The organism is Carboxylicivirga agarovorans, assembly GCF_050589845.1.
In the GTDB taxonomy this organism is placed as follows: domain Bacteria; phylum Bacteroidota; class Bacteroidia; order Bacteroidales; family Marinilabiliaceae; genus Carboxylicivirga; species Carboxylicivirga agarovorans.
The window spans coordinates 40,249-64,198 of the sequence record NZ_JBNGPA010000004.1 but is presented as its reverse complement, the minus strand read 5'-3'; the positions used below and the strand labels follow the sequence as shown (position 1 = coordinate 64,198).

Genomic DNA, 23,950 nt, shown 5'->3' with positions numbered 1-23,950 from the left:
GGCACACCGAGGTGGCCTTAATATAAAACAACCTATAATCAGAAATAATGAAATCAAAATATATCGTATTACTGCTTGTTTTAGTATGCTTGTGCGCAAATAACATAAGCGCAAAGGAAGCTCGGGTAAGTTCTCCTGATAAGTGTATTCAGGTAACCATTAAGACTGAAAAAGGCATCACCTATTCAGTTGACTTTAAAGGACAGAAATTAATTGCACCCTCTTCCATATCAATGGATTTGGGGTTTGGAGATGTGCTGGGCTTAAATCCAAAATTGACTGGTAGCAAGGCCAAAGTTGTTAATGAAATTCTGAAGCCCGTTGTCAGAGAAAAGCGAGCCGAAGTGCTTAATCATTATAATGAATTAACTCTTAGCTTTAGAGGGGGTTACCAGCTGGCGTTTCGTGTGTTTAATGACGGCATGGCTTATCGTTGGATAACATCAAAACCTGGTGAAATAACTGTATATAATGAAGAGGCTAACTTTGCTTTTGCCACCAATCAGATGGTGTACTTTCCAGAGACAAAGGGTTATATTACCGCTTTTCAACACACCTATAAATATCTGCCTTTAGACAGTATCACAAATGAAAGAATGTGTATTACACCAGCACTTGTAGATGTGGATCATGGTCCAAAAGTTGCCATTACGGAAGCTGACTTAAGGGACTATCCGGGTATGTTTTTAGTCGGTAACAGCAATAATACTTTGTCTGGACAATATGCTCCATACATTTTAAAAGGTGACCGATTGGTGAAGAAAAAGGATATTAAACGAGCCGATTATCTGGCAAGAACAACAGGGACACGTTCATTCCCATGGCGCGTTATAACCATTGTTGACAATGACGCAGACCTGCTCAATACTGAAATCGTTTACCGTCTTGGAGAGCCTTCAAAAATCAAGAATACCTCATGGATTAAATCGGGCAAGATTGCATGGGACTGGTACAATGCCAACAATATCTATAACGTCGATTTCCGCGCTGGCTTAAACTATGATACTTACAAATATTACATCGATTTTGCGGCTGACAACAATATTGAGTATGTGGTATTAGACGAAGGTTGGTCAAATACTTACGATATCTGGGATCTGAATGAAGATATGCGCATGGATGAACTGACGGCTTATGCTCTTGAAAAAGGTGTAGGCTTGATTCTTTGGGTCGAGTGGAGCACTTTTTCTGAAGATATGGAGGCATTGACCGATCAGTTTGTTGAATGGGGAGTTGTTGGTATTAAAATGGACTTTATGAACCGCGATGATCAGTACATGGTACGCTTGTATGAAAGAGTTGCTGAAACCTGTGCCCGTAAGCAGTTAATGGTTGATTTCCATGGAGCATTCAAACCTACAGGCATTCGCCGTACCTACCCCAATATCATGACCTATGAGGGAGTTGCCGGTCTTGAAAACTGTAAATGGGCCGATTATGCCGATCCTGAATACGATGTGACCTTCCCGTTTATTCGCATGCTGGCTGGACCGGCTGATTATACACCGGGGGCCATGAATACAGCGCAAAAGAAGAATTTTAAACCAATTTTTAATCGTCCGATGGGATTAGGTACACGAGCACACCAATTAGCGATGTACGTGGTTTTTGAAAGTCCTTTGCAAATGCTGGCTGACTCGCCAACGGCCTATATGAAAGAAACCGAATGTATGGCATTTCTTTCTGAAGTTCCCGTTGAATGGGACGAAACAATTGTGCTTGATGCCAAGCTTGGAGAATACATTGTTATCGCTCGTAAAAGAGGCAATGATTGGTATTTAGCTGCCATGACAGATTGGAATAAGCGAAACGTATCGGTTGATCTTTCAAAGTTCACCAATGGAACCTTCACTTTGGAAGAGTATGCAGATGGCATGAATGCTGATCGTAACGGAAATGATTACAAGAAAAATATCAGAACCGTTTCAACTGATGAAAAGGTAGAAGTGAAAATGGCACCCGGAGGTGGATGGGCTGCTATATTACGTAACTCAGCTAATTAAATAGGATTGATTATCTTGTATCTTATCCCTATTAGGTGTCAATAAAAACAATAACGCGTAAATCAAAATCATATGGAGCACCCATGTAAATTTTAATCTTAAAAATTACACACTGGGTAATGAAATACAAAGTATTCATGAATGCCTTTGAGGGTCTAATTTTTATGAATAATAAAGTTACTTGAAAGTTCCATGTGACAATGAAAAATAAAATTTGAACACATGAAAAATATTTTCCTAATTGTTCTGTTGCTAATCTCTGCACAGGCTATAGCGCAAACCAATTCTAGTATCTGGGAAATTAATAATGATGGTAGTATCAAATGGTCGGTAAAGGATTCAGGTTTGCCTCATCATGATGACATCGAGATGAGTGGTAAATTTATTTCGGCTGTGGTAAAGTATGGTGTTGAAGCTGATAAGAGCTTCAGTATTGGCCGTGAGATTGTTTGGCCTATGCTGCGAATCATTCCAAATCAAACTCGTGGCGGATTGCTTCGTACCATTAATGATGATGTAACGAAAGGTATACACATTGAAGGGCGCCGTCCAAAACAGGAGGTAGTACTCCAGGTACAGCACGATGGTACACTACAGACCAAAAGAGAACTGCAGTTTAGCTACTTCAGAACCAAGCCGGTTTTGAAACTGGACTTGGAAAGTACCTACTTTGTGTCCTACGATCAAGCTGCTTTTTGCGAAAAACATGTTCTTCATAATCCAGGTGATAAAGATGTGTTTGTTGAAATTCCTGAAACGAATAAACAATGGGTAGCCCATGAGGAGAGAACAGTAGATGGGCCGCATGTGGTGCAATATCAGAGCATTAATGGAGGATCAAGAAAGATTGGTGCCGGCGAAACCATTGTATTTTACGTCACCATTTCTGCACATCGTCAAAGCGATCAGGCCCTGGCCATTGATGTGGAGCAAGAACTTGTAAAAAGAGCTTCCTTCATTAGCATGCTATGGAATAATCTGATATTAGATACGCCTGACAGAACACTGAATACGGCTTTTGCCTTTGCTAAAATTCGTGCCAACGAAAGCATTTATCAAACCAAAGGTGGCCCAATGCATGGTCCTGGCGGATTGAATTATTATGCGGCTATCTGGGCCAACGATCAGGCCGAATACATCAACCCTTTCTTCCCATTCCAGGGCTATGATTATGGTAATGAATCGGCCATTAATTCTTATCGTCATTTTGCTCAATTTATGAATGATGCGTACGAACCAATTCCTTCCTCAATCATTGCAGAAGGCATTAGCTATTGGAATGGTGCCGGTGACAGGGGTGATGCTGCTATGATTGCCTATGGTGCGGCCCGATTCGCATTAACTTATGGTGATAAAAAAGTGGCCAGTGAACTATGGCCCTTGATTGAGTGGTGTTTAGAGTTTAGTCGTCGAAAAATTAATGATGCGGGTGTGGTTAATTCCGATTCTGATGAACTGGAAGGACGGTTCCCGGCAGGTGATGCCAATCTGTGCACTTCTTCGCTATATTACGATGCCTTGGTTTCAAGTTCTTACTTATGTCGTGAGTTAGGTATGGATGATGAATTGGCCAACAGTTATGCACAACAGGCTTCAAGCTTAAAGATGAATATTGAAAAACACTTCGGTGCCAATGTAATGGGTTTTGATACTTACCGCTATTACGAAGGAAATGATATTCTTCGTGCCTGGATATGTATACCGTTAACGGTTGGTATTTACGAACGTAAAGATGCGACCATTAAAGCCTTATTTTCACCTGACTTATGGACTGAAGATGGCCTGGCTACAGAGTCTGGAGATAAAACGTTCTGGGACCGTTCAACACTGTATGGATTACGAGGCGTATTTGCAGCAGGAGAAACAACACGTGGGCTTGAATTTCTGAAGTATTATTCCAATCGTCGTTTGTTAGGTGATCGTGTGCCATATCCGGTTGAGGCATATCCTGAAAATAACCAACGTCATCTTTCTGCCGAAAGCGCCTTGTATTGTCGTGTTTTCATCGAAGGACTATTTGGTATTCGCCCCATTTCTTTTAATTCATTTACCATCACTCCTCAATTGCCTGAAGAGTGGGATTACATGAACATCAAAAAAGTGCATGGTTTCGGTGAGCAGTTTGATTTGGAAATCAGTAGAAAGAATAAGAAAATTGAGGTGTTGATTAAGGATGCTAAGGGAAAAACCTTATATAAAAAGTCGGTAGTCAATGGTGGCTCTCTTACGGTTGAATTATAATCCAGTAATTTTATAACTATGAAAAGAATCGCAAAGTACTTATTCAGCTTGTTGTTTTGTGTTGGTTTGATGAACCATACTCTTGCAGAGGAATTTAAGGTAAGTTCACTGGATGGAAACACGGTGCTGACTGTTCAAATCGATGAGCAGATTAGCTGGTCGGTTAAGAAATATAATCGTACTATTTTGCCAAAGGCCACGATTGACATGACTGTAAATGGGAGGCAGCTGGCAGATGCACCAAAACTGAAATCAAATAAGGAAGTTGAGGTAGACGAATCCTTCGACGTGATAGTTCCTCTAAAGAATCGCCAGGTTACCAATGTATACAAGGAGTTACAACTTGCTTTTAAGGGTGGATTTGGTCTTCATTTCAGGGTGTATAACGAAGGCGTAGCTTATCGTTTTAATACATCAATGCGTGGTGATGTTGAAATCAATAGTGAGTTATTAGATATTGCTTTTCCTGATGGCTCCAACTCTTTTTTTCCTAAGGAAGTATCTACTTACTCACATTATGAGCGCAATTATCTTAAGATAGATGTCGATTCCATTCCTGTAGGTGATTTTTGTTCGCTGCCCGTCTTGTTTAATCAGGATAACGAACAGTTTCGCATACTTTTTTCAGAAGCTAATTTGTATGATTACCCAAATATGTTTCTGGAGTCTGTGGGACAAAACCACTTGAAATCAAAATTTCCAAAGGCGGTTAAAACAACCGTTCCTCAGCCTGGAGCGAGGGTTGACCGCAATGTCATCATCACCGAAGAGCACGATTACATTGCTAAAACGAAAGGTAAAAGAACCTATCCCTGGCGAATGTTTATCATCACCAACAATGATAAAACATTGTTGGAACAAGACATGGTTATGCAATTATCAGATCCTTTAAAGCTTACTGATACAGACTGGATTAAACCCGGTAAGGTGGCTTGGGACTGGTGGAATGATAATAACATCTATGGGGTTGATTTCGAATCAGGATTGAACACAGCAACCTATAAGTATTTTATTGATTTTGCCTCAGAGTATGGAGTTGAATATGTCATACTTGATGAGGGATGGACTAAATCCACTACTGAAATTCTGGACTTTAATCCGGACATGGATGTTAAGGAAATTATCCGCTATGGTAATGAAAAAGGTGTAGGTATCATCCTGTGGTGTTTGTGGAAACCATTAGATGAAAACATGCAGGAGATTCTGGATACTTATGCTTCATGGGGTGCCAAAGGTATTAAGGTTGATTTTATGCAACGAGCCGATCAATACATGGTTAATTCCTATGAGCAGATTGCCAAAGAATGTGCTAAACGTCAATTACTGGTTGATTATCATGGTTCGTATAAGCCTAACGGACTGCGTAAAGCTTATCCGAACGTTATTAGCTATGAAGGGGTTAAAGGCAATGAGAATCATAAATGGAGTGATGAGATTACTCCTGTTCATAACACAACTTTACCTTTTATTAGGATGGCAGTTGGTCCAATGGATTATACGCCTGGAGCCATGATTAATATGCAGGAAGAAAACTTTAACATCTCATTCAGTCGTCCAATGAGTATGGGTACTCGTTGTCACCAACTGGCCATGTATGTGGTATTTGAAAGTGGTTTGCAAATGATGTGTGATAATCCGTCCAATTACTATAAAGAAGAGGAATGTACACGTTTCATCTCTAAAATGCCAAGCACTTGGGATAAATCCATTGCTTTGGAAGCCAGTATTGGGCAATTTGTGACCATGGCACGTCAGAAAGGCAAAAACTGGTACATTGGAGGTATGACCAACTGGGATGAGCGCAGTATGGAACTGGACTTATCATTCTTGCCCGAAGGAACATATGAAATAGAACTTTTTAAGGATGGTGTCAATGCCAATAAATATGCGCAGGACTACAAGGTTGAAGTAATCAAGGTTACTCAAAACGATAGGCTAAACGTTCATTTGGCCAAAGGAGGTGGTTTTGCTGCCATTCTCCGTCCTGTACAATAAATAAGAAAATACATAGGTAAATCAAGTTTGGGCTGGGTGCGGTGTATACCGTTACCGATAGTCCGAACCGGGTATTAACATCTAAATTTCTAACAATACAACCTTATCAAACACATTGAAAATGAAAAAAATAACAGTATTATTTCTGGCTATTGCTTTTGGTATAATGGCCTGTGACACAAATACAGATAAACAAACTTCATCGCATTTGCTAAAAGTCACTGCCGAAGAGCAAGGACACATCTATTTAGATGGGCAGTATACCGGGTATACCACACCAGCTAAGTTTAAAGTGAGCAAAGGAGAACATGTGATTTCAGTCACTGCTGAAGCCTCAAAACAATACCTGCGTCAGGAGCTTACCATCAGTGAAGATACAGAACTGCACCTCACAATGCAGGATGTGCCAGAACCTAAAGTATGGAAGGCACTCTGGGTTGGTGTTCAGGAAGTCACCGGCAATAGTGTCGATGGTCAGTGCAGTTCTTCTTTTAGCCAGGAAGAGTTAGATGCCGGGTTTGATTTTTTCCAATGGAGCATCGATAATCAGTTTCACCCATTTTCCTACAATACCACTAAATGGGAGGTAGAGCGCGTTGATATTACCACACCTATTGAATTACACAAGGCCAGCAATACCTGGTTTACCCTCGAACCGGAATCTATTACCGAACTTTTGCCAGAAGTAAAACCTGGTAATTATGATGCTGTTTTTGTGTTTTGGCGTGAGTCTGATGGCGATTGCAGTTTTAAGAGTTCCTACTTTGGATTAGCCTGGACCGATCCTATAAATGACCCGATAAAAACAGGGTATATCACCATCAAATTTGATGCTGGCGACGACATTAATAAAAACATTAATTGGTACAAAGAGAATGATCCGGGCGTATGGGTTCACGAGTGGTTACACACTGTTGGTGAGAATTATTTCCAGGACTGTGGCGAACGATTGCCCGAGAAAGGTGGCGATGGACTGGTTTTGCATGCTGCTGAAAAATATAAATATACATACCCATGGATGGACTGGTATGCTGACTTTATGAGTGGACGCGTAAAAGACCTTGGTGCAGGAAATACTTATTGCGGTATTGGCCCCGAAGCCTTTTTGAAATACACAGTTCGTGAAAGTGCCTTAAGCCAGTAATATTGGTATAAGCCCAAAAATGAATCTAATAATTCAGCTATGAATAAACTACAATCGTTGTTGATATTGGGGATTTGCTTTTTAGCTTTATCCTGTTCGCATAAGAAACCCGATAGACCTAATATACTGTGGATTTATGTTGAAGATTTAAGTCCTGATTTTGCGTGTTATGGCAATAAATTGGTAAGTACTCCCAATGTGGATAACCTGGCTGAAAATGGCATATTATTTACCAATATACACATGCCAGCCAGTGTCTGCTCTTCTGTACGCTCAGGTATCATTACCGGACTGATGCCTACCACATTGGGATTGCATAATCACCATAGCAGTCGCGATTTGGCTTCAGCCATTTTTCTGCCTGATACCATTCAAACAATTCCTGAGTTATTTAAAGAAGCGGGCTATTTCACCTTCAACCATGGTAAAGATGATTATAACTTCTGGTATGACCGTAGGAATATCTATGAAGGTGCATTTCGTTCAATTGGCATGTATGGCATGCAGGGCTTAAAAATCGACTGGAATGCCCGTGACGAAGGACAACCATTTTTTGGTCAGATTCAATTATATGGCAACAAGCACATTTATAACCGCAAGTTTAAAGAGAAGGTAATTAGACCTATAGATCCGAGTTCGATTGAAGTACCGCCATATTATCCGGATTCAGCCTTTATACGTCAGGAACTGGCTGATCATCTCGCATGTGTAGAGCTTACAGATGATGAAGTAGGGCAGATAATTGAACGATTGAAATCCGATGGTTTACTGGAAAATACCTACATCTTTTTCTTTTCCGATCATGGCATGCGCCTGTGGCGTCATAAGCAATTTTTGTATGATGCAGGTACCAATGTGCCATTTGTGCTAGCCTATTTTGGCAAAGATGGTGTCATTAAAAAAGGCTCTGTTAATGATGACTTAATTAGTGGCCTGGATATCGGAATAACGAGTCTTGGTTTAGCTCAAATTGACATCCCTTTATATACCGAAGGCATCGATTTTTTATCGACTGATTATTCGCCGCGAGAATATGTTATATCTACGCGTGACCGCTGCGATTTTACCATCGATCGCATTCGTACGGTTCGAACAAAAGAGTTTCGATACATTAAAAACTACTTTCCTGAGCGTCCTTATATGCAGGCTAACTATCGCGATGAATGGGACATTACCCAAAGGATGCGTGCCTTAGCAAGTGAAAATATGCTGGACGATATTTCAGGGATGTTCTGGTCTGATGAACGGCCATCAGAAGAACTGTATCATATCAATACCGATCCTCATATGATTCATAACTTGGCGGCTGACAAGGCCTATGAAACTCAATTGCTACAAATGCGATCCATATTAAATGCATGGGAGCAGGAAACCGATGATAAAGGGCAGTACCCTGAAGGTGCTGATGGTTTACGCTTCATGTTTAACCGATGGGGCGAGCAGTGTATCAATCCCGAATATGACCAATTTAAATAATAAACAAAATAGTACTCACAAAGCATGTTCGTTAACTGAAAATACTACAAAATGAAACAAATTATATTTTTTGCACTTTCCTGCATGGTAATTCTCAATGCTTGTACAGTTCACTATGAAAACAGGGTTCCACAGGAAATCAAGCTGAGCGACGGCGATTGGTTTTTTGCCGAAAAGAACAGTTCTGATTTTCTGCCGGCCAAAGTCCCCGGTTCAGTTCATATGGACTTATTCACTAATCAAATTATTGAAGAACCCTACTACCGTAATAATGAAAAAGAACTGCAATGGATTGGCGAGCGCGACTGGGTATATAAAACGACCTTTAATGTTACTGAAAAGTTGTTGAGGCATGATGCAGTTGAGTTGTGTTTTGAAGGTCTGGATACCTATGCAGAAGTGTATTTAAATGAAAATCATATTTTGTCGGCCGATAATTATTTTCGCCGATGGCAGTTGAACGCAAAGGAGTATTTAGTGCCGGGCGAAAATTCCTTGCAGATTACTTTTCAAAATGCCGTTCAGGTCAATAAAGATAAGCGTCTGGCAGACAGTGTTCCTCTATTTGATGATTATGCCTATTCGCGTAAACCGGCCTTTCATTTTGGTTGGGACTGGGGGCCTGTTTTTATCACAGCAGGTGTATGGCGCCCCGTGTATCTCAAAGCATGGTCAGATGCGGTAATTACTGATGCACACATTATTCAGAAAAGTGTCGATAAGAAGCTGGCTGAGCTGAGTGCCAGTATTTCAGTTGAAGCGTCGGAATTGCTGGAAGCTGCTTTAATTGTTGAGGTAGAGGGCGCAGGTATAAAAGAACAAATAGATGTTTCCCTTAAGAAGGGACTTAACCAACTGGCTTGCGATTTCCAGATAGAAAATCCTGAATTATGGTGGTCAAACGGACTAGGAGAAGCCAACTTATACGAAGTCAAAACAAGTTTGGTGTGTAAAAGCCAATTGTTAGATAGTAAAGAAACAAATGTTGGTATTCGTGATATTAAACTGGTACAGAATCCCGATGATCTGGGCTCATCATTTCACTTTGAGTTAAATGGTGTTCCTGTATTTGCAAAAGGTGCCAACTACATTCCCCAGGAAAGTTTTCAGAGCAAGGTCGACTCTGCCGATTATCGTCGTGTCATCCAACATGCACTGGATGCCAACATGAATATGATACGTGTTTGGGGTGGCGGCTTTTATGAAGAAGATTACTTCTATGATTTATGCGATGAGCATGGGATATTGGTTTGGCAGGATTTTATGTTTGCTTGTAGCATGTACCCGGGTGAAGCTGATTATCTTGAGAATGTTAAGCAAGAAGCTATTGATAATGTGAAGCGCTTGCGCAACCATGCATCTTTAGCGCTATGGTGCGGAAACAACGAAAACTACATAGGCTGGAGAGATTGGCGCTGGCCAAGCAAATTCAAGAAAGAAGATTCTGCAAAAGTCTGGAATGACTATTTACTTCTATTTGAAGAATTATTACCCGAAGTGATTGAAGAATATGACACTGGGAAAGATTACTGGCCATCATCGCCAAAGTACGGCTGGGGTTATCCGGTAAATAGTGATGGGGATTCGCACCTTTGGGCCGTGTGGCATGCTCAGGATCCCTTTGAGGTGTTTCTTGAAAAAGAAAACATTCCTCGCTTTATGAGTGAGTATGGTTTTCAGTCATTACCTGAAATGAAAACCATTGAGGCGTTTACCTTGCCCGAAGATAGAAGCATCGATACTGAAGTGATGAAGAATCATCAAAAGCATCGTATCGGTTATCCGGTTATTGACACTTACCTTAAGCGCGATTATCAATGGCCTAAAGATTTTGAGTCATATGTGTATGTGAGCCAGGTATTGCAGGCTAAAGGAATAAAGATGGCCATTGAAGCACATCGCCGTTCCATGCCTTTCTGCATGGGCACACTATACTGGCAGCTTAATGATTGTTGGCCGGTAGCTTCATGGTCATCGGTGGATTATTATAACCGATGGAAAGCTCTTCATTACAAAGTGCGGGATGCCTATGCTCCTGTCCTGTTGTCGCCGGTAATTGAAAAGGATAGTGTTAACATTTACCTTGTTTCAGATAGGTTTAAGGAAGAGAAAGGTGAATTATTGATCACTTTAATGGATTTTAAAGGGGAAATAATAGAGGAGCTTAGGCATAAAGTGACGGTTCCGGCAAATACAAGCCAACGAATGCTCAGCATGCCCCTTGGCAGTATACTGAAAGGGCATCAAACAAGTGAGGTGGTGTTGAGCGCAAAGCTGATGGAAGATGGATCGGCAACGGCTCAGAACAATCTTTATTTCGAGGCACCAAAAGATCTGAATTTAGAGAAGCCGGAGATAAGCTACACCATTGAAAAACTGAATGATAAAACGCTTCAGATAACACTGGGTGCTAAGTCACTGGCAAAAGATGTTTGTCTTACTTTTCCTGAACTGGAGGGATCTCTCTCGGATAATTACTTTGATCTGATCCCTGGTGAAAATAGAATAATCAGCTTTACCTGCAATGAATCTGTAGATAAGGTAAAAAGGCAGGTGGTGCAGATAAAGTCACTGATAGATAGTTATTAACGCATAGTATAAAATGATGAATAATTATATGAAAACAGGGCTGAGACTGATGTTCATCCTGCTGATCGTCTTTTTAAACTTAACAGTAAACAAGGCTCAGACGCTTAAACTTGATATATCAGAATCACCGGGCTCCAATACCTTTCCTCTGGTTAAAGAAGGGACTTGTGCAGGCCTGTATTTTGAAGCAACAGATCACACTGTTGTTGCTAAGGTGACGGAGCATTTAGCTGACGACCTTGAGCTGGTAACAGGAAAACGACCGCTTATTGCCAATGGTGTTCCCGATGTTGACGGACCGGTTGTTTTAATAGGTACCATTGGGCGAAGTCAGTTGATTGATAAACTGATAGAAGAGAAAAAGCTGGATGTGAGCACTGTTAAAGGAAAGTGGGAATCATTTGTTATGGCCACAATTGAGCAACCCATGAGTGGTGTTGATCAGGCCCTGGTTATTGCAGGAAGTGATCGGCGGGGTACTGCCTTCGGTGTCTTTACTCTTTCTGAAAGTATGGGTGTTTCACCCTGGTACTGGTGGGCAGATATTGTTCCTGAGAAAAGGAAGGAGCTGTATATCAAAAAAGGGAAGTACGTCCAGGGTCCGCCATCTGTGAAATATCGAGGTATATTCATTAATGATGAAGGATTTGGGGGACTGAATGTATGGGCGCGTAAAACCTATGAAACAAACATTGGAGATATAGGACCCAAAACCTATACCCGTGTCTTTGAATTAATGTTACGGCTCAAGGCCAACTATTGCTGGCCTGCCATGCACGCCTGTACAAAGCCGTTTTATTATTATGACGAAAATCCGGTCGTAGCCGATAATTATGCCATTGTCATCGGTACCTCACATTGCGAGCAGATGCACTGCAATACCATGACCGAATGGAATGAGGATCAGCAAGGACCATGGAATTATAAAGTCAATGCCGATAGGATCAATTCTTTCTGGAAAGAAAGGATTGACCGAACCAAACATTATGAGAATATTTTCACGCTTGGGATGAGGGGCACCGAAGATATTGAGATGCAGGGTGCAGAAAGCATTGAAGAGATGGTGGATATTACGAGGCAGTCCATCACTGACCAGCGACAGATATTGCAAGATGCAGTGGGGCAAAACGCAGAAGATATTCCACAGGTTTTATGCACCTATAAAGAAGTGCTGGTGACCTATCAGAACGGTCTTGAGGTTCCCGACGATGTGACCCTCTTATGGGCTGATGATAACCATGGTTATACGCGTCAGTTGTGCACCCCTGATGAACAGAAACGTAGTGGAGGCTCAGGCGTGTATTACCACCTTTCACTTTTAGGAACGCCTGAAGGTTACCTTTGGCTTAATACCATCTCTCCAATGCTTGTGGCTTATGAAATGACAAAGGCATATGAATATGGTGCTGATAGAATATGGATGTTTAACGTGGGAGATATTAAGCCGCATGAAAAAGAGTTAACCTTTGCGCTTCAAATGGCTTATGATATAAACCGCTGGACACCTTCAAACGCGCATCTGTTCAACAGGGAGTGGGCCGGACTGACTTTTGGTAATGCAATGGCAGAAAGTATCGCCGATCTTATGTCGGACTATTACCGCTTAGCCGAATCAGGTAAGCCGGAACATTGCTATCGACTGGATTATTCCCCGGAAGAACTGAATCAGCGAATTCAGGAGTACAGAGATTTGGCTGGACGCGCCAGCAGACTTATGGAGCAGGTGCCGGATAACTTAAAGCCGGCATTCTATCAATTGGTCGAGTACCCGGTACTGGGCTGCCACTATATGAATGAGCGTAACCTGCTGGCAAGAAGAAGCCTTCAAAAGGCCGCGATAGGTGATATAAGCGCGCTGGAGGACGCCAGTCAGGCATTGTCATGCCATATGCAATTGGATTCGATTACCCACTTTTACAATGCTGTAAACAGCGGTGGCAAGTGGAACCATATCATGAGCTGGCATCCATGGATGAGTGATAAAATGCCCGAAGTGGCAACAAGGGAATTGGTAATGGCAGCCCGTAAGTCACCACAGGCACACACCGTTGTTTTAAACAATGTCAAATGTGATGAACCTCTTATTTTCAAAGATGGGGTATTGCGGCAGGCTGATGGTGACAACAGTCCTGTTCAAACTTTATTGCCTGGTCATTACAGCTGGAAGTCGGATAAGGATGGAGAAATGCCTGTATGGATCTTTGCAAGCATACCAACAAGCTATACACCATCATACAGGCTTTTTGTGAATGAGGATAGTCTTGGTTGCGAGTTGAAGCATATTGGTAACATCTGGCATACCAGGGCAGCAGCTCCTGTTTGGTACAAGCTGGGAATGGCTAAGCTTAGAAAAGGCCGGAATACATTAAGCCTTACTTTACCTGATTCACTGCTTCACATCGGAAACATACACATTGGATGGTATCCGCCGTCACGCCCTGACTATAAGCAACAACTATTGGCGGGTGAATTTGTGGCGCATCAGAATACAAAAGAATCAACTGTTACTGTTACCCCGGGCATGGGAATGGGAAGTGGTGTTTCAATCATGCCGTTTACATCGCCATCACTAAACCCGGATCAGTGGAATAAAGCGGCCTGGATAGAATACGCTATAGCTGTTGAAAAAGATTGTTCTGAGATAGAGATCAGAACCTTGCCGACGCAGCGTGTACACGATGGCAGGACGCTGAGTTATGCAGTTTCGGTGAATGGCGCGAAACCGCAGATTTTTGATGTGCAGGCAGATGAATTTACACCTGAATGGCAGGATAATGTAATAAGGGGATTTACATCGCGTAAGATCACTTCCCCCGCAAAGAAAGGTGAGAAGATTGATCTGAAAATTTACTTTTTAGATCCGGGTCTGGTAATTCGCGATATTGTGATGTATTAACCTGTTTTCAATATCGGCCTCATGATTTTGGTAACTCAGTGATTTAAACGATTCATAGTACCTTGTTTAAGGTTATTAATTAGTGTGATAAATGTGGAGGAGTCTTGCCGTAATGGCAAGGCTCTTTTTTTTACGATGCAAACCTGAATCTTTATTAGTTATTTATCTGAATGAAATGAATTGATCCAAACTAAAAACCTGAGGTTCGTTCAATGTTCGTTCAATGTTCGTTCAATGATAATAGAAGAAAAAATGACGATAATAGGAATGAATTATAAAGTATAACAGGTTGAATAGCGAGTATGCAGTTACGAAAACTCTTTTGAGGTATGATAAGTTTACTCATGCAAATCACTAATTTATTAAACAAAAAAAGCCTCAGTTATTTCTAACTGAGGCTTTTGGGTGGAAGACCGGTTTCGAACCGGCGACCTCTGGAACCACAATCCAGCGCTCTAACCAGCTGAGCTACAACCACCATTTTTGTTTTTGCGATTGCAAAGATAGTATTTGTGATTTAATATTTGCAAGAACAATCAAAAAAAAACAAAAAAAACTTTTCCTTTGTATACGTTTATAAATGGGAGATATGAGGTTTTTTATTGAGAATCAGAAGGTAGAAAAGGAATTGGAGTGGGTGCTTAATCAACTTAAATTGCACATGAATGGAGCCACTACTTCTCAAATGGAAGAAAGTGGAATACATTATCGCATTAATTATGGCGTTGGAATACCCCATTTAAAGCAATTGGCCAAACGAACTCCGGCAAGTTATGAACTGGCCGAGCGTATGTGGTATTCTGAGGTCAGGGAAATGATGTTATTGGCTGCTTTGATTGTTCCAGCCGAAAAAATGACAGAAGATATTTGCAGAGAATGGTCTAAACAAATCAGTAATAAGGATCTGGTTGAGCGAACAGCAATGTTCTTATGGGCGCGTATTGATATAGGAAAAGAGCTGCTGATAGAGTGGGTTAATTGTGATAATAATTACCTGAAAGCGACAGCATTATATACCATTGGTCGGCAGCTTCAGGTAGATGCGAAAATTGACACGCCTCACTCATCAATCCTGATGGAGTCATTTGACCATGCACAGGACTTATTTATCGTTAAAGCGTTATCATTTGCATTAAGAATGAAGTTACGTTATTGCGTACAGGAGACTGCGGAAATTGTTGAATTTGCCAGCTTATTAAGTAAAGAAAATGATAGGAATAAACAGGTTTTAGGCCAGGAACTGCTTACTGAGATTGATTTTATTAATGGCAAATAAGTGAATATATACAGGTTTGAAAGTGAGTGTCTTGGGTGAAAGTCATGTTTGAGTAATCACTTAATTATATATATTTGTGAGGAAGCAGGTATAACGTTTTCTCTTGTCCGATTATTTCATGTGTGCTCGTCAGAGGGATGTGGTATGCGCGAATGAGAGACATTAAACATGCGTGTAGTCGGAACAGCAGGCTGTTTTAATAGCTGAGAAATCTAATATTGTCTGTAGTAGGTAGTAAATTTAAATCAGGTTTTCATGAGTACATTGGAGCGATATTTTGAGAAATACAGAAAGAATACCATAGGGTGTGACGCCGTTATAGAAACGCCTTATGGTAAAAAACCTTTGATTTATGCCGATTGGATTGCCAGTGGTCGATTATATGAGCCAATTGAAGAATTGATGAAGGATAAAATTGGTCCAATGGTGGCTAATACACATTCAGAATCAAGCGATACAGGCTTGATAATGACAAACATTTATAAGCAGTCTCATAATGTCATAAAAGAACATGTCAATGCCGGGCCTGAAGATATAATTATTACAGCTGGTTTTGGAATGACCAATGTAATTAACAAACTACAGCGGATATTGGGAATGCGTGTTCCGGAGCAGGCCCAACGTTTTTGTTCGGTGCCTGTTGATGAGCGCCCTGTTGTCTTTTTGACTCACCTCGAGCACCACTCTAACCATACTTCATGGCTTGAAACCAATGCCGATGTAGTGGTTATTGAGCCTGATGATCAATTATTGGTTGATCCGGATGCTTTACGTCGCGAGGTTCAAAAATATAGTAACAGAACTTTAAAGATCGGATCTTTTAGCGCGTGTTCCAATGTGACTGGTGTGCGAACACCTTATTATGAATTAGCACGTATCATGCACGAAAACGGTGGATTCTGTTTTGTTGATTTTGCCGCATCAGCTCCCTATGACAAAATTAATATGCACCCGGGTGATCCAATGGAGAGTCTGGATGCCATCTTTTTCTCTCCTCATAAGTTTTTGGGAGGCCCCGGAAGTTCCGGTGTAATGGTGTTTAACCGCGCTTTGTACCATAATTCAGCACCTGATAACTCTGGTGGAGGAACGGTTGACTGGACCAATCGCTGGGGTAAATACCGGTATATAGATGATATTGAAGCTCGTGAAGATGGAGGTACCCCTGGTTTCCTTCAATCCATCAAGGCTGCACTGGTTATTAAGCTAAAGGAGGAAATGGGTGTTGAAAACATTCATGCTCGAGAAGATGAAATAATAGAAAAAATTTTCAGGGAATTTCGTCAGATACCAGGTATGAACATACTGGCAGACAATGTTGAAAAGCGTTTGGGAGCCATGTCCTTTTATATTGATGATCTCCACTTTAACCTGGCTGTCCGCTTGTTAAATGATCACTATGGTATTCAGGTCCGTGGTGGTTGTTCATGTGCCGGAACCTATGGGCATTATTTATTACACGTTGATTATTATACATCAAATAAAATTACCAGTAAGATTAATAAAGGCGACTTATCTGAAAAACCTGGATGGATTCGTATGTCTGTCCATCCAACCATGACCGATAAGGATGTAGATTATTTAATTAATGCGGTTAGAGACATCGCTCAGAACTGGCGCGAAATGGAAGGCGATTACGAATATGTAGCTGCCCGTAATGAGTATTTTCATAAAGCTGTTCCATGCAAATCGCCTGAAGACTATGGTTCATGGTTTTCTTTTTAAACCACCTTATATAGATATATGGAAAAGCGAATCGTAATGATTCGCTTTTTTTTATGGTATTTATGCATACGCTTCTGTATTTCTAGGATAATTCATTAAATCGTATATTTTTGTAGTGAGCCCTTAGGTTCACCATTTTTTTTAATCGTCTGTTGAATGAGAATACTTGAAGTAAACGATAAGAGAAGCGAGCGATTGTTTTTAGATGTTGTTGAAGATATTTATAAAAACGATACGGCCTATGTGCGTCCGCTTGATGGGATGATAAACGAAGTTTTTGATGCTTCTCAAAATAGCTTTTGGGAACATGGTAAGGCTACACGTTATATCCTGCTGGCAGATGATGATAAAGTCATAGGGCGAATCGCTGCTTTTATAAACTATAAGAAAGCCGATGGATTTGAGCAGCCAACGGGAGGAATGGGATTTTTTGAATGTATTAATGATCAGAAGGCCGCCTTTTTATTATTTGATACAGCACAGGCCTGGTTAAAAGAGAATAAAATGGAGGCCATGGATGGCCCCATTAACTTTGGCGAGAACGATAACTTTTGGGGTTGCCTCGTCGAAGGATTCACTCAGCCCGGTTTCGGTATGCAATACAATCCCCCTTATTACAAAGACCTTTTTGAGGCTTATGGCTTCTCAACCTATTTTGAGCAAATAACCAACCATTTGGATTTGACGACGCCTTTCCCTGAGCGTTTCTGGAAAATTGCCGGCTGGGTGGTCAAAAAGGAAGGATTCAGTTTCAGGCATTTTAAAATAAGTGAGGCCGATCGCTTTATTGACGATTTCGAAACGGTTTATAATGATGCATGGCGGTTTCATGAAAACTTTACGCCAATTGATAAAAAGGGATTGAAGGCAACCATGATGAAAGCAAAGGCTTTTATGAAGGAAGAATTGATCTGGTATGCCTATCATGAGGGTAAACCCATCGGATTTTTAGTACTATTTCCCGATGTTAATCAAATTCTGAAACATTTTAACGGGAAAATGAATTTATGGAACAAACTTCGCTTTTTATATATGAAGCGTAATAAATACATGACGCGAGCGCGCGTGGTTATCCTTGGTGTCATTCCTAAATTTCAACGTTCAGGTATTGAGTCAGGATTATTCTGGCATTTGCAGGGAGCTGTGGATAAAAACCCGCACCTCAAAGAGTTAGAGTTGTCGTGGGTGGGTGATTTTAACCCTAAAATGCGTGTTTTACAAGAGTCTATGGGTGCTTCATTCGGTAAAAAACACATTACCTACCGATATGTTTTTAATCAGTCAGGACAAGAAAAAGTTAGAGCTTCTGCCATCCCTGTAGATACGAAGTATAATGCACAAAGTGAAAAAGAATTATAAATTTCAGAGATTAAATGCATTAAAAGCTTTGCAGGTTAAAATTTATAATTTACCTTTGCAGCCCGATACGAATAAGAAAAATAAAGAATTAAATTATATAGCAATGAAACAGGGCATTCATCCAGACAATTACAGATTGGTAGCTTTTACCGACATGTCAAATGGGGATACGTTCATCACTCGTTCTACTGTTAACACTAAAGATACTGTTGAAATCGACGGAGTTGAATATCCTCAGGTTAAATTAGAAATCTCAAGTACTTCTCACCCATTTTATACAGGTAAGATGAAACTTGTTGATACTGCAGGACGTGTAGATAAGTTCATGAGCAGATACCAAAAGCACTTCGATAAGCGCAAATAATTTACGCTTGGAGACAAAAATATAAAGCTTCGGATTTTCCGGAGCTTTTTTTTTACAATAATCGTAAATTGCTTTTGTAATTAATCGTTGTCCTATGAATTTAATACTCTTTGATAATCAATATCGTGGCGGTATGTTACCGCTATGCTTCACTCGTCCGCAGGCTGCCATACGCATTGGTATACTAACCATAAAAGAAAAATGGGAATTGTGGCTCAATGGTAAGGGCAGTTATTTGTCGACTGATCTGCTGAACACTAAGTTTGAGTTAAATCTGACTGATGATAATATCTACATATCGGCATCGGTCCTGCCTAATGAGGCGCTTGTTGATCAGGTAAAAAATCTGGATAAGGGTGAGGCCTTATTTCAGAAGGGCGAACTATTGGCTGCTCGGGGCAGTGCCGATCTGAAAACAGTTATTGAATCAGGTGATTACTCTCCTGTTGCTGTCATTGAATACGAGGGTGAATATACATTGATTGATAAGATCTTTAAGCTGATTCCTCATAACCAGGAAGAGATAAAAAGGGATTTTAAGTGCTTAACGGCTGGTCGTCGATCGCAGGCAATAGATGAAACTGTTACTGTTGTTGGAGCTAATAAAAATCCTGAAATAGCAGAGCAGATTTTTATTGAAGAAGGTGCACAGGTTGAATATTGTTACCTGAATCCGCAGGATGGACCAATCTATATCGGTAAAAATGCGAAAATACTTGAAGGAGCTATGCTACGCGGACCAATTGCTCTGTGTGAGTCAGCCCAGATAAGCATGGGTGCCAAGATTTTGCAGGGTGCAACCATTGGTCCCTGGTCTAAGGTAGGTGGTGAAGTAAGTAACTCTGTCATTACAGGTTACTCCAATAAAGTACACGACGGGTATTTGGGTGATTCGGTGTTAGGAGAATGGTGCAACCTGGGGGCGGATACGAATACCTCAAATCTGAAGAATGATTTTGCCATGGTTAAGTTATGGGATTATTCAACGGAGAGGTTTGGAAGAACAAACCTGCAATTCTGTGGTTTGGTTATGGGTGACTACTCGCGCTGCGCCATTAATACTTCTTTTAACTCAGGAACAGTGGTTGGTGTTGGCAGTAACATATTTGGCAGTGGTTTTCCCCGAAACTTTGTGCCATCATTCGTGATAGGCGGACCACAGGGCTATAAGGTTAATCACTTAAAAGCGGTTGAAAAGACAGGGCGTATGGCTATGGCGCGACGTAATGTGGAAATGAAGGAAGAGGATGTGAAAGTACTGGAAGATGTATTTGATTTCACACAAAAGTACCGAACGTCATTGCGCTGATTTTTGGCACGCCAATTGACATTAAGGGAAGAGGTATGTTTATTGTATAACTGCCGACAAATTGTCATTTATTGACATTGATTTAGAGAATTAAGATATGGATAATAATAAATTTGGTTTAAGTAAGGTGCTTATGTCTGATGTTTTTGAGTCTGATGCTGAGTTTATTCCGATTGTAACGGATGAAGATGAACAAAATGTCAGTGCTTTCGAAGTGCCTGACATCTTGCCAATATTACCGCTGCGAAATACGGTGTTGTTTCCGGGAGTAATCATTCCCATTTCTATTGGTCGTGAGAAATCTCTGAAGTTGATTCGTGAAATTCAGAAGTCAAAGGGCGTATTTGGTGCCATCGCACAGAAAGACGTGAAGGTTGATAATCCGGAAAGAGACGACTTGTTTGAAGTTGGTACTGTAGCGAAAGTCATTAAGGTATTGGAAATGCCTGACAATTCTACTTCTGTCATTATCCAGGGTAAGAAACGTTTTCAGCTGGAAGAGATGATTACTGATGAGCCATACCATATGGCCAAGGTAAAGGGACTGGAAGATGAAAAAGATGAGGAACAACATAATGAGTTTGAAGCGGTTGTTAGCTCAATAAAAGATTTATCGCTTCGTGTGATAAAGGCTAATTCAAATGTGCCACCCGAAGCGTCTTTTGCTGTTAAAAATATTGAGAACGATGGTTTTCTGATAAATTTCGTATGCTCTAATTCGGAAATTAGTGTAGATGAAAAGCAGGAATTATTAGCTAAAAATAGTTTATTCGACCGTGGTATGCTACTGCTCGAACATTTAGCACGTGAGGTGCAGATGCAAGAGCTCAAGTCTGATATCCAGAGTAAGGTGAAACTTGATATTGACCAGCAACAGCGCGAATACATGTTGCAGCAGCAGATCAAGACTATCCAGGATGAATTGGGTTCAAGCCCGATTGAGCAGGAGATAAGGGACCTGAAAGAGAAGGCGAAGAAAAAGAAGTGGAGCAAAGAGGTGAAGGATTTATTCAAGAAAGAATTGGATAAGTTACAACGCCTTAACCCTGCGGCAGGTGAATACTCGGTGCAGCATAACTACCTGCAAACACTTATTGATCTGCCATGGAATGAATACACAAAGGATAATTACGATTTAAATCGTGCCGAACGTATATTAGACCGTGATCACTACGGATTGGATAAAGTGAAAGAGCGTATCCTTGAACACCTGGCTGTATTAAAGCTGAAAGGCGAGCTGAAATCGCCGATCATTTGTTTATATGGCCCTCCGGGAGTTGGTAAAACATCATTGGGTAAATCCATTGCCGAATCACTGGGGCGTAAATATGTGCGTATGTCACTGGGTGGTGTGCACGACGAGGCCGAAATACGCGGACACAGAAAAACCTATATTGGCGCAATGCCGGGACGCATTATACAGAGTATAAAAAAGGCCGGAGCAGCCAACCCTGTATTTATACTTGATGAGATTGATAAAGTGAATGCAAGTGCACATGGTGATCCGTCGGCAGCATTGCTGGAAGTGCTGGATCCTGAACAGAATGAGCACTTTCACGATAACTTCCTGGAAGTGGATTTTGACCTGTCAAAGACCATGTTTGTAGCTACGGCTAATACACTTGGAAGCATTTCACAGCCGCTGCTTGACCGTATGGAGCTGATCAATGTTAGTGGATATATCCTTGAGGAAAAAACCGAAATCGCCAAGCGCCATTTGTTACCAAAGCAGATGGAGAATCACGGTATTTCAAAAGGAACCATATCCGTCAGCAAAAAAGTACTATCATACATTGTAGAGGCCTACACAAGAGAGTCGGGTGTTCGTGAGCTGGATAAAGTACTGGCTAAGTTGTGTCGTAAAATAGCTTTAAAGATCGCTAAGAACGAGGAAGTAAAGAAGACGATAGCTGTTAAGGATGTTTCGGTCCATTTGGGAGTAGAACGTTTCTCAAAAGATAAATGGCAGGATAATTCAACGGCTGGTGTAGTGACCGGATTGGCATGGACGGCTGTTGGCGGTGAGATTCTTTTTGTAGAGACAAGCTTAAGTAAAGGGAAAGGAAAATTAACCTTGACGGGTAACCTCGGTGATGTCATGAAGGAGTCGGCTCTATTGGCGCTTGAATACCTGCGTGCCAATGCTGAAGCACTTAATATTAAAACGGAGGCTTTTGATGAATGGAATGTACATGTTCACGTACCGGAAGGAGCAATTCCTAAAGATGGTCCATCTGCAGGTGTAACCATGGTCACTTCACTGGCGTCGGCATTTACACAACGAAAAGTACGTGCACGCCTGGCCATGACAGGTGAGATCACATTACGTGGGAAAGTATTGCCTGTGGGAGGTATCAAAGAAAAGATCCTGGCAGCGAAACGTGCCGGTATCACTGATATAATTCTTTCGCAGGAAAACCAAAAGGATATCCATGAAATCAATGATATCTACCTGGAAGGACTGGAATTCCACTTCGTAAAAGAAGTGTCTGATGTACTCAAGCTCGCATTGCTGGATGAAAAAGTAAAGAAACCATTACAGATATAATATGAAAATGGCCGGTAGTTTTACCGGCCATTTTTATTTTTGATTGAGGAAGCGAATATGTTTTCAGACGCCTTTCCTCAAAGGTATCTCCTAATGAAAATTAAATTGTATTTCCTTTTTGTCGATGATCAGTCGGGAGCAGTATTTTTCTTCAAACCGGCTTAAGGTTGTATCCAGATCATCAGATAGTCGCGATAAAGATTTGCGAATAATGGATTTTGGTATGTGTTTGAAATAAGCCTGTGCCACAGCTCCGGTAATGCTTCCCAGAGTGTTGCTGGGTCCATCAAGCCAAATGGCACGCCGTATTGATTCCTCAAAACTGTCAGAGTTAAGGACAGCCATTATTGCGCATGGAACTGGAGATTGATACTGCTGTTTAAATTTTTCAGTACAATCTTTCGTTAAAGTATCAGGTAGCTTATAACCCATGTCATGAATAAGGAATTCTTTAATGGTTGTCTTATTATGACCTGTTTTAGCTAAATAAATTGTTCCGCATAATGCCTGGCTGGCTTGCACTTTCGCTTCATCCTTGTGAGTGACTACCGTTGCTTTTTTGGCCTCAAGTAAAGCCTCATCCAATGAAAGTGCCGAATAACCAATGGGACTGACACGACGTGCAGCACCATCGCCCGAACTGTGGTACGCCTCATCTTCATTATTGGATAAAGCCCATTCAAGAAACTTTGACTGGTAACCGGCTGTGGGATATGCACGTGTCCACTCCTTTAAAGCCTCCTTGTACGACTTGCCTGATAGAATAGCATCAGCCGTTGAGATCGTTAATACAGTATCATCGGTGTATGCCGAGAATGGTTTTAATAGTTGAAATTTAACTGCTGGTTGTGGCGAATCAATAAATGCCGAGCCAATGATATCGCCTACAATTGCTCCTCTCATATATAACTTGTTAGGTGTTGGAGCCATAAAAATAGTGTTTACATGCGAGGCATTTCACTGTAATCATCAGTGCTTGTGGTTAATGACTGAATATTTGTGATAAACACAATGAATTATTTGAC

General features: G+C 41.1%; 14 protein-coding genes and 1 tRNA gene. 13 read left to right on the top strand and 2 right to left on the bottom strand.

Features of this window, described 5'->3' with window-relative positions; genetic code table 11:
- Nucleotides 1-47 precede the first annotated feature (47 nt).
- The 7 genes from ACRD69_RS06215 (at nt 48) to ACRD69_RS06185 (ending at nt 14,344) form a co-directional block, all read left to right on the top strand.
- Nucleotides 48-2,003, top strand: a complete 1,956-nt coding sequence (locus ACRD69_RS06215) for a glycoside hydrolase family 97 protein (RefSeq protein ID WP_430814207.1) — start codon at nt 48-50, stop codon at nt 2,001-2,003.
- A gap of 222 nt (nt 2,004-2,225) precedes the next feature.
- Complete coding sequence (locus ACRD69_RS06210) at nt 2,226-4,244, top strand: glucosidase family protein (RefSeq protein ID WP_430814206.1); 2,019 nt, start codon at nt 2,226-2,228, stop codon at nt 4,242-4,244.
- A gap of 18 nt (nt 4,245-4,262) precedes the next feature.
- Nucleotides 4,263-6,239 carry a glycoside hydrolase family 97 protein gene (locus tag ACRD69_RS06205; protein ID WP_430814205.1) on the top strand — a complete coding sequence of 659 codons (1,977 nt, stop codon included), beginning with the start codon at nt 4,263-4,265 and terminating at the stop codon, nt 6,237-6,239.
- A gap of 121 nt (nt 6,240-6,360) precedes the next feature.
- A complete protein-coding gene (locus ACRD69_RS06200; protein ID WP_430814204.1) occupies nt 6,361-7,383 on the top strand; it encodes a PEGA domain-containing protein in 1,023 nt (340 codons plus the stop codon).
- A 39-nt stretch (nt 7,384-7,422) separates the two neighbouring features.
- Nucleotides 7,423-8,859 carry a sulfatase family protein gene (locus tag ACRD69_RS06195; protein WP_430814203.1) on the top strand — a complete coding sequence of 479 codons (1,437 nt, stop codon included), beginning with the start codon at nt 7,423-7,425 and terminating at the stop codon, nt 8,857-8,859.
- Between the two features lie 51 nt (nt 8,860-8,910).
- The gene (locus ACRD69_RS06190; protein WP_430814202.1) at nt 8,911-11,448 is read left to right on the top strand and encodes a beta-mannosidase; all 2,538 of its coding nucleotides are present in this window, start codon (nt 8,911-8,913) and stop codon (nt 11,446-11,448) included.
- 28 nt (nt 11,449-11,476) lie between these two features.
- Nucleotides 11,477-14,344 carry a glycosyl hydrolase 115 family protein gene (locus ACRD69_RS06185; RefSeq protein ID WP_430814201.1) on the top strand — a complete coding sequence of 956 codons (2,868 nt, stop codon included), beginning with the start codon at nt 11,477-11,479 and terminating at the stop codon, nt 14,342-14,344.
- 403 nt (nt 14,345-14,747) lie between these two features.
- Here ACRD69_RS06185 and ACRD69_RS06180 read toward each other — a convergent pair.
- Nucleotides 14,748-14,823 (bottom strand) — tRNA-His (locus ACRD69_RS06180).
- A 110-nt stretch (nt 14,824-14,933) separates the two neighbouring features.
- Between ACRD69_RS06180 and ACRD69_RS06175 the strand changes: the two genes are divergently transcribed.
- The 6 genes from ACRD69_RS06175 to lon all read left to right on the top strand — a co-directional run bounded on the left by ACRD69_RS06175 (nt 14,934) and on the right by lon (nt 22,925).
- On the top strand, nt 14,934-15,620 hold the full coding sequence (locus ACRD69_RS06175; protein WP_430814200.1) for a DNA alkylation repair protein: 687 nt from the start codon (nt 14,934-14,936) through the stop codon (nt 15,618-15,620).
- Nucleotides 15,621-15,875: 255 nt separating this feature from the next.
- A complete protein-coding gene (locus ACRD69_RS06170) occupies nt 15,876-17,345 on the top strand; it encodes an aminotransferase class V-fold PLP-dependent enzyme (RefSeq protein ID WP_430814199.1) in 1,470 nt (489 codons plus the stop codon).
- 156 nt (nt 17,346-17,501) lie between these two features.
- The gene (locus ACRD69_RS06165) at nt 17,502-18,704 is read left to right on the top strand and encodes a GNAT family N-acetyltransferase (protein WP_430814198.1); all 1,203 of its coding nucleotides are present in this window, start codon (nt 17,502-17,504) and stop codon (nt 18,702-18,704) included.
- A 103-nt stretch (nt 18,705-18,807) separates the two neighbouring features.
- Nucleotides 18,808-19,068 (top strand): type B 50S ribosomal protein L31, encoded by a 261-nt coding sequence (locus ACRD69_RS06160; protein WP_200464468.1) that lies wholly within the window; start codon nt 18,808-18,810, stop codon nt 19,066-19,068.
- 94 nt (nt 19,069-19,162) lie between these two features.
- The gene (locus ACRD69_RS06155) at nt 19,163-20,377 is read left to right on the top strand and encodes a putative sugar nucleotidyl transferase (RefSeq protein ID WP_430814197.1); all 1,215 of its coding nucleotides are present in this window, start codon (nt 19,163-19,165) and stop codon (nt 20,375-20,377) included.
- A gap of 97 nt (nt 20,378-20,474) precedes the next feature.
- Nucleotides 20,475-22,925 (top strand): endopeptidase La, encoded by a 2,451-nt coding sequence (lon, locus tag ACRD69_RS06150; RefSeq protein WP_430814196.1) that lies wholly within the window; start codon nt 20,475-20,477, stop codon nt 22,923-22,925.
- A 90-nt stretch (nt 22,926-23,015) separates the two neighbouring features.
- Here the strand turns inward: lon and ACRD69_RS06145 are convergent, their stop codons facing one another.
- Nucleotides 23,016-23,828, bottom strand: a complete 813-nt coding sequence (locus ACRD69_RS06145) for an ADP-ribosylglycohydrolase family protein (protein ID WP_430814195.1) — start codon at nt 23,826-23,828, stop codon at nt 23,016-23,018.
- Between the last annotated feature and the right edge of the window lie 122 nt (nt 23,829-23,950).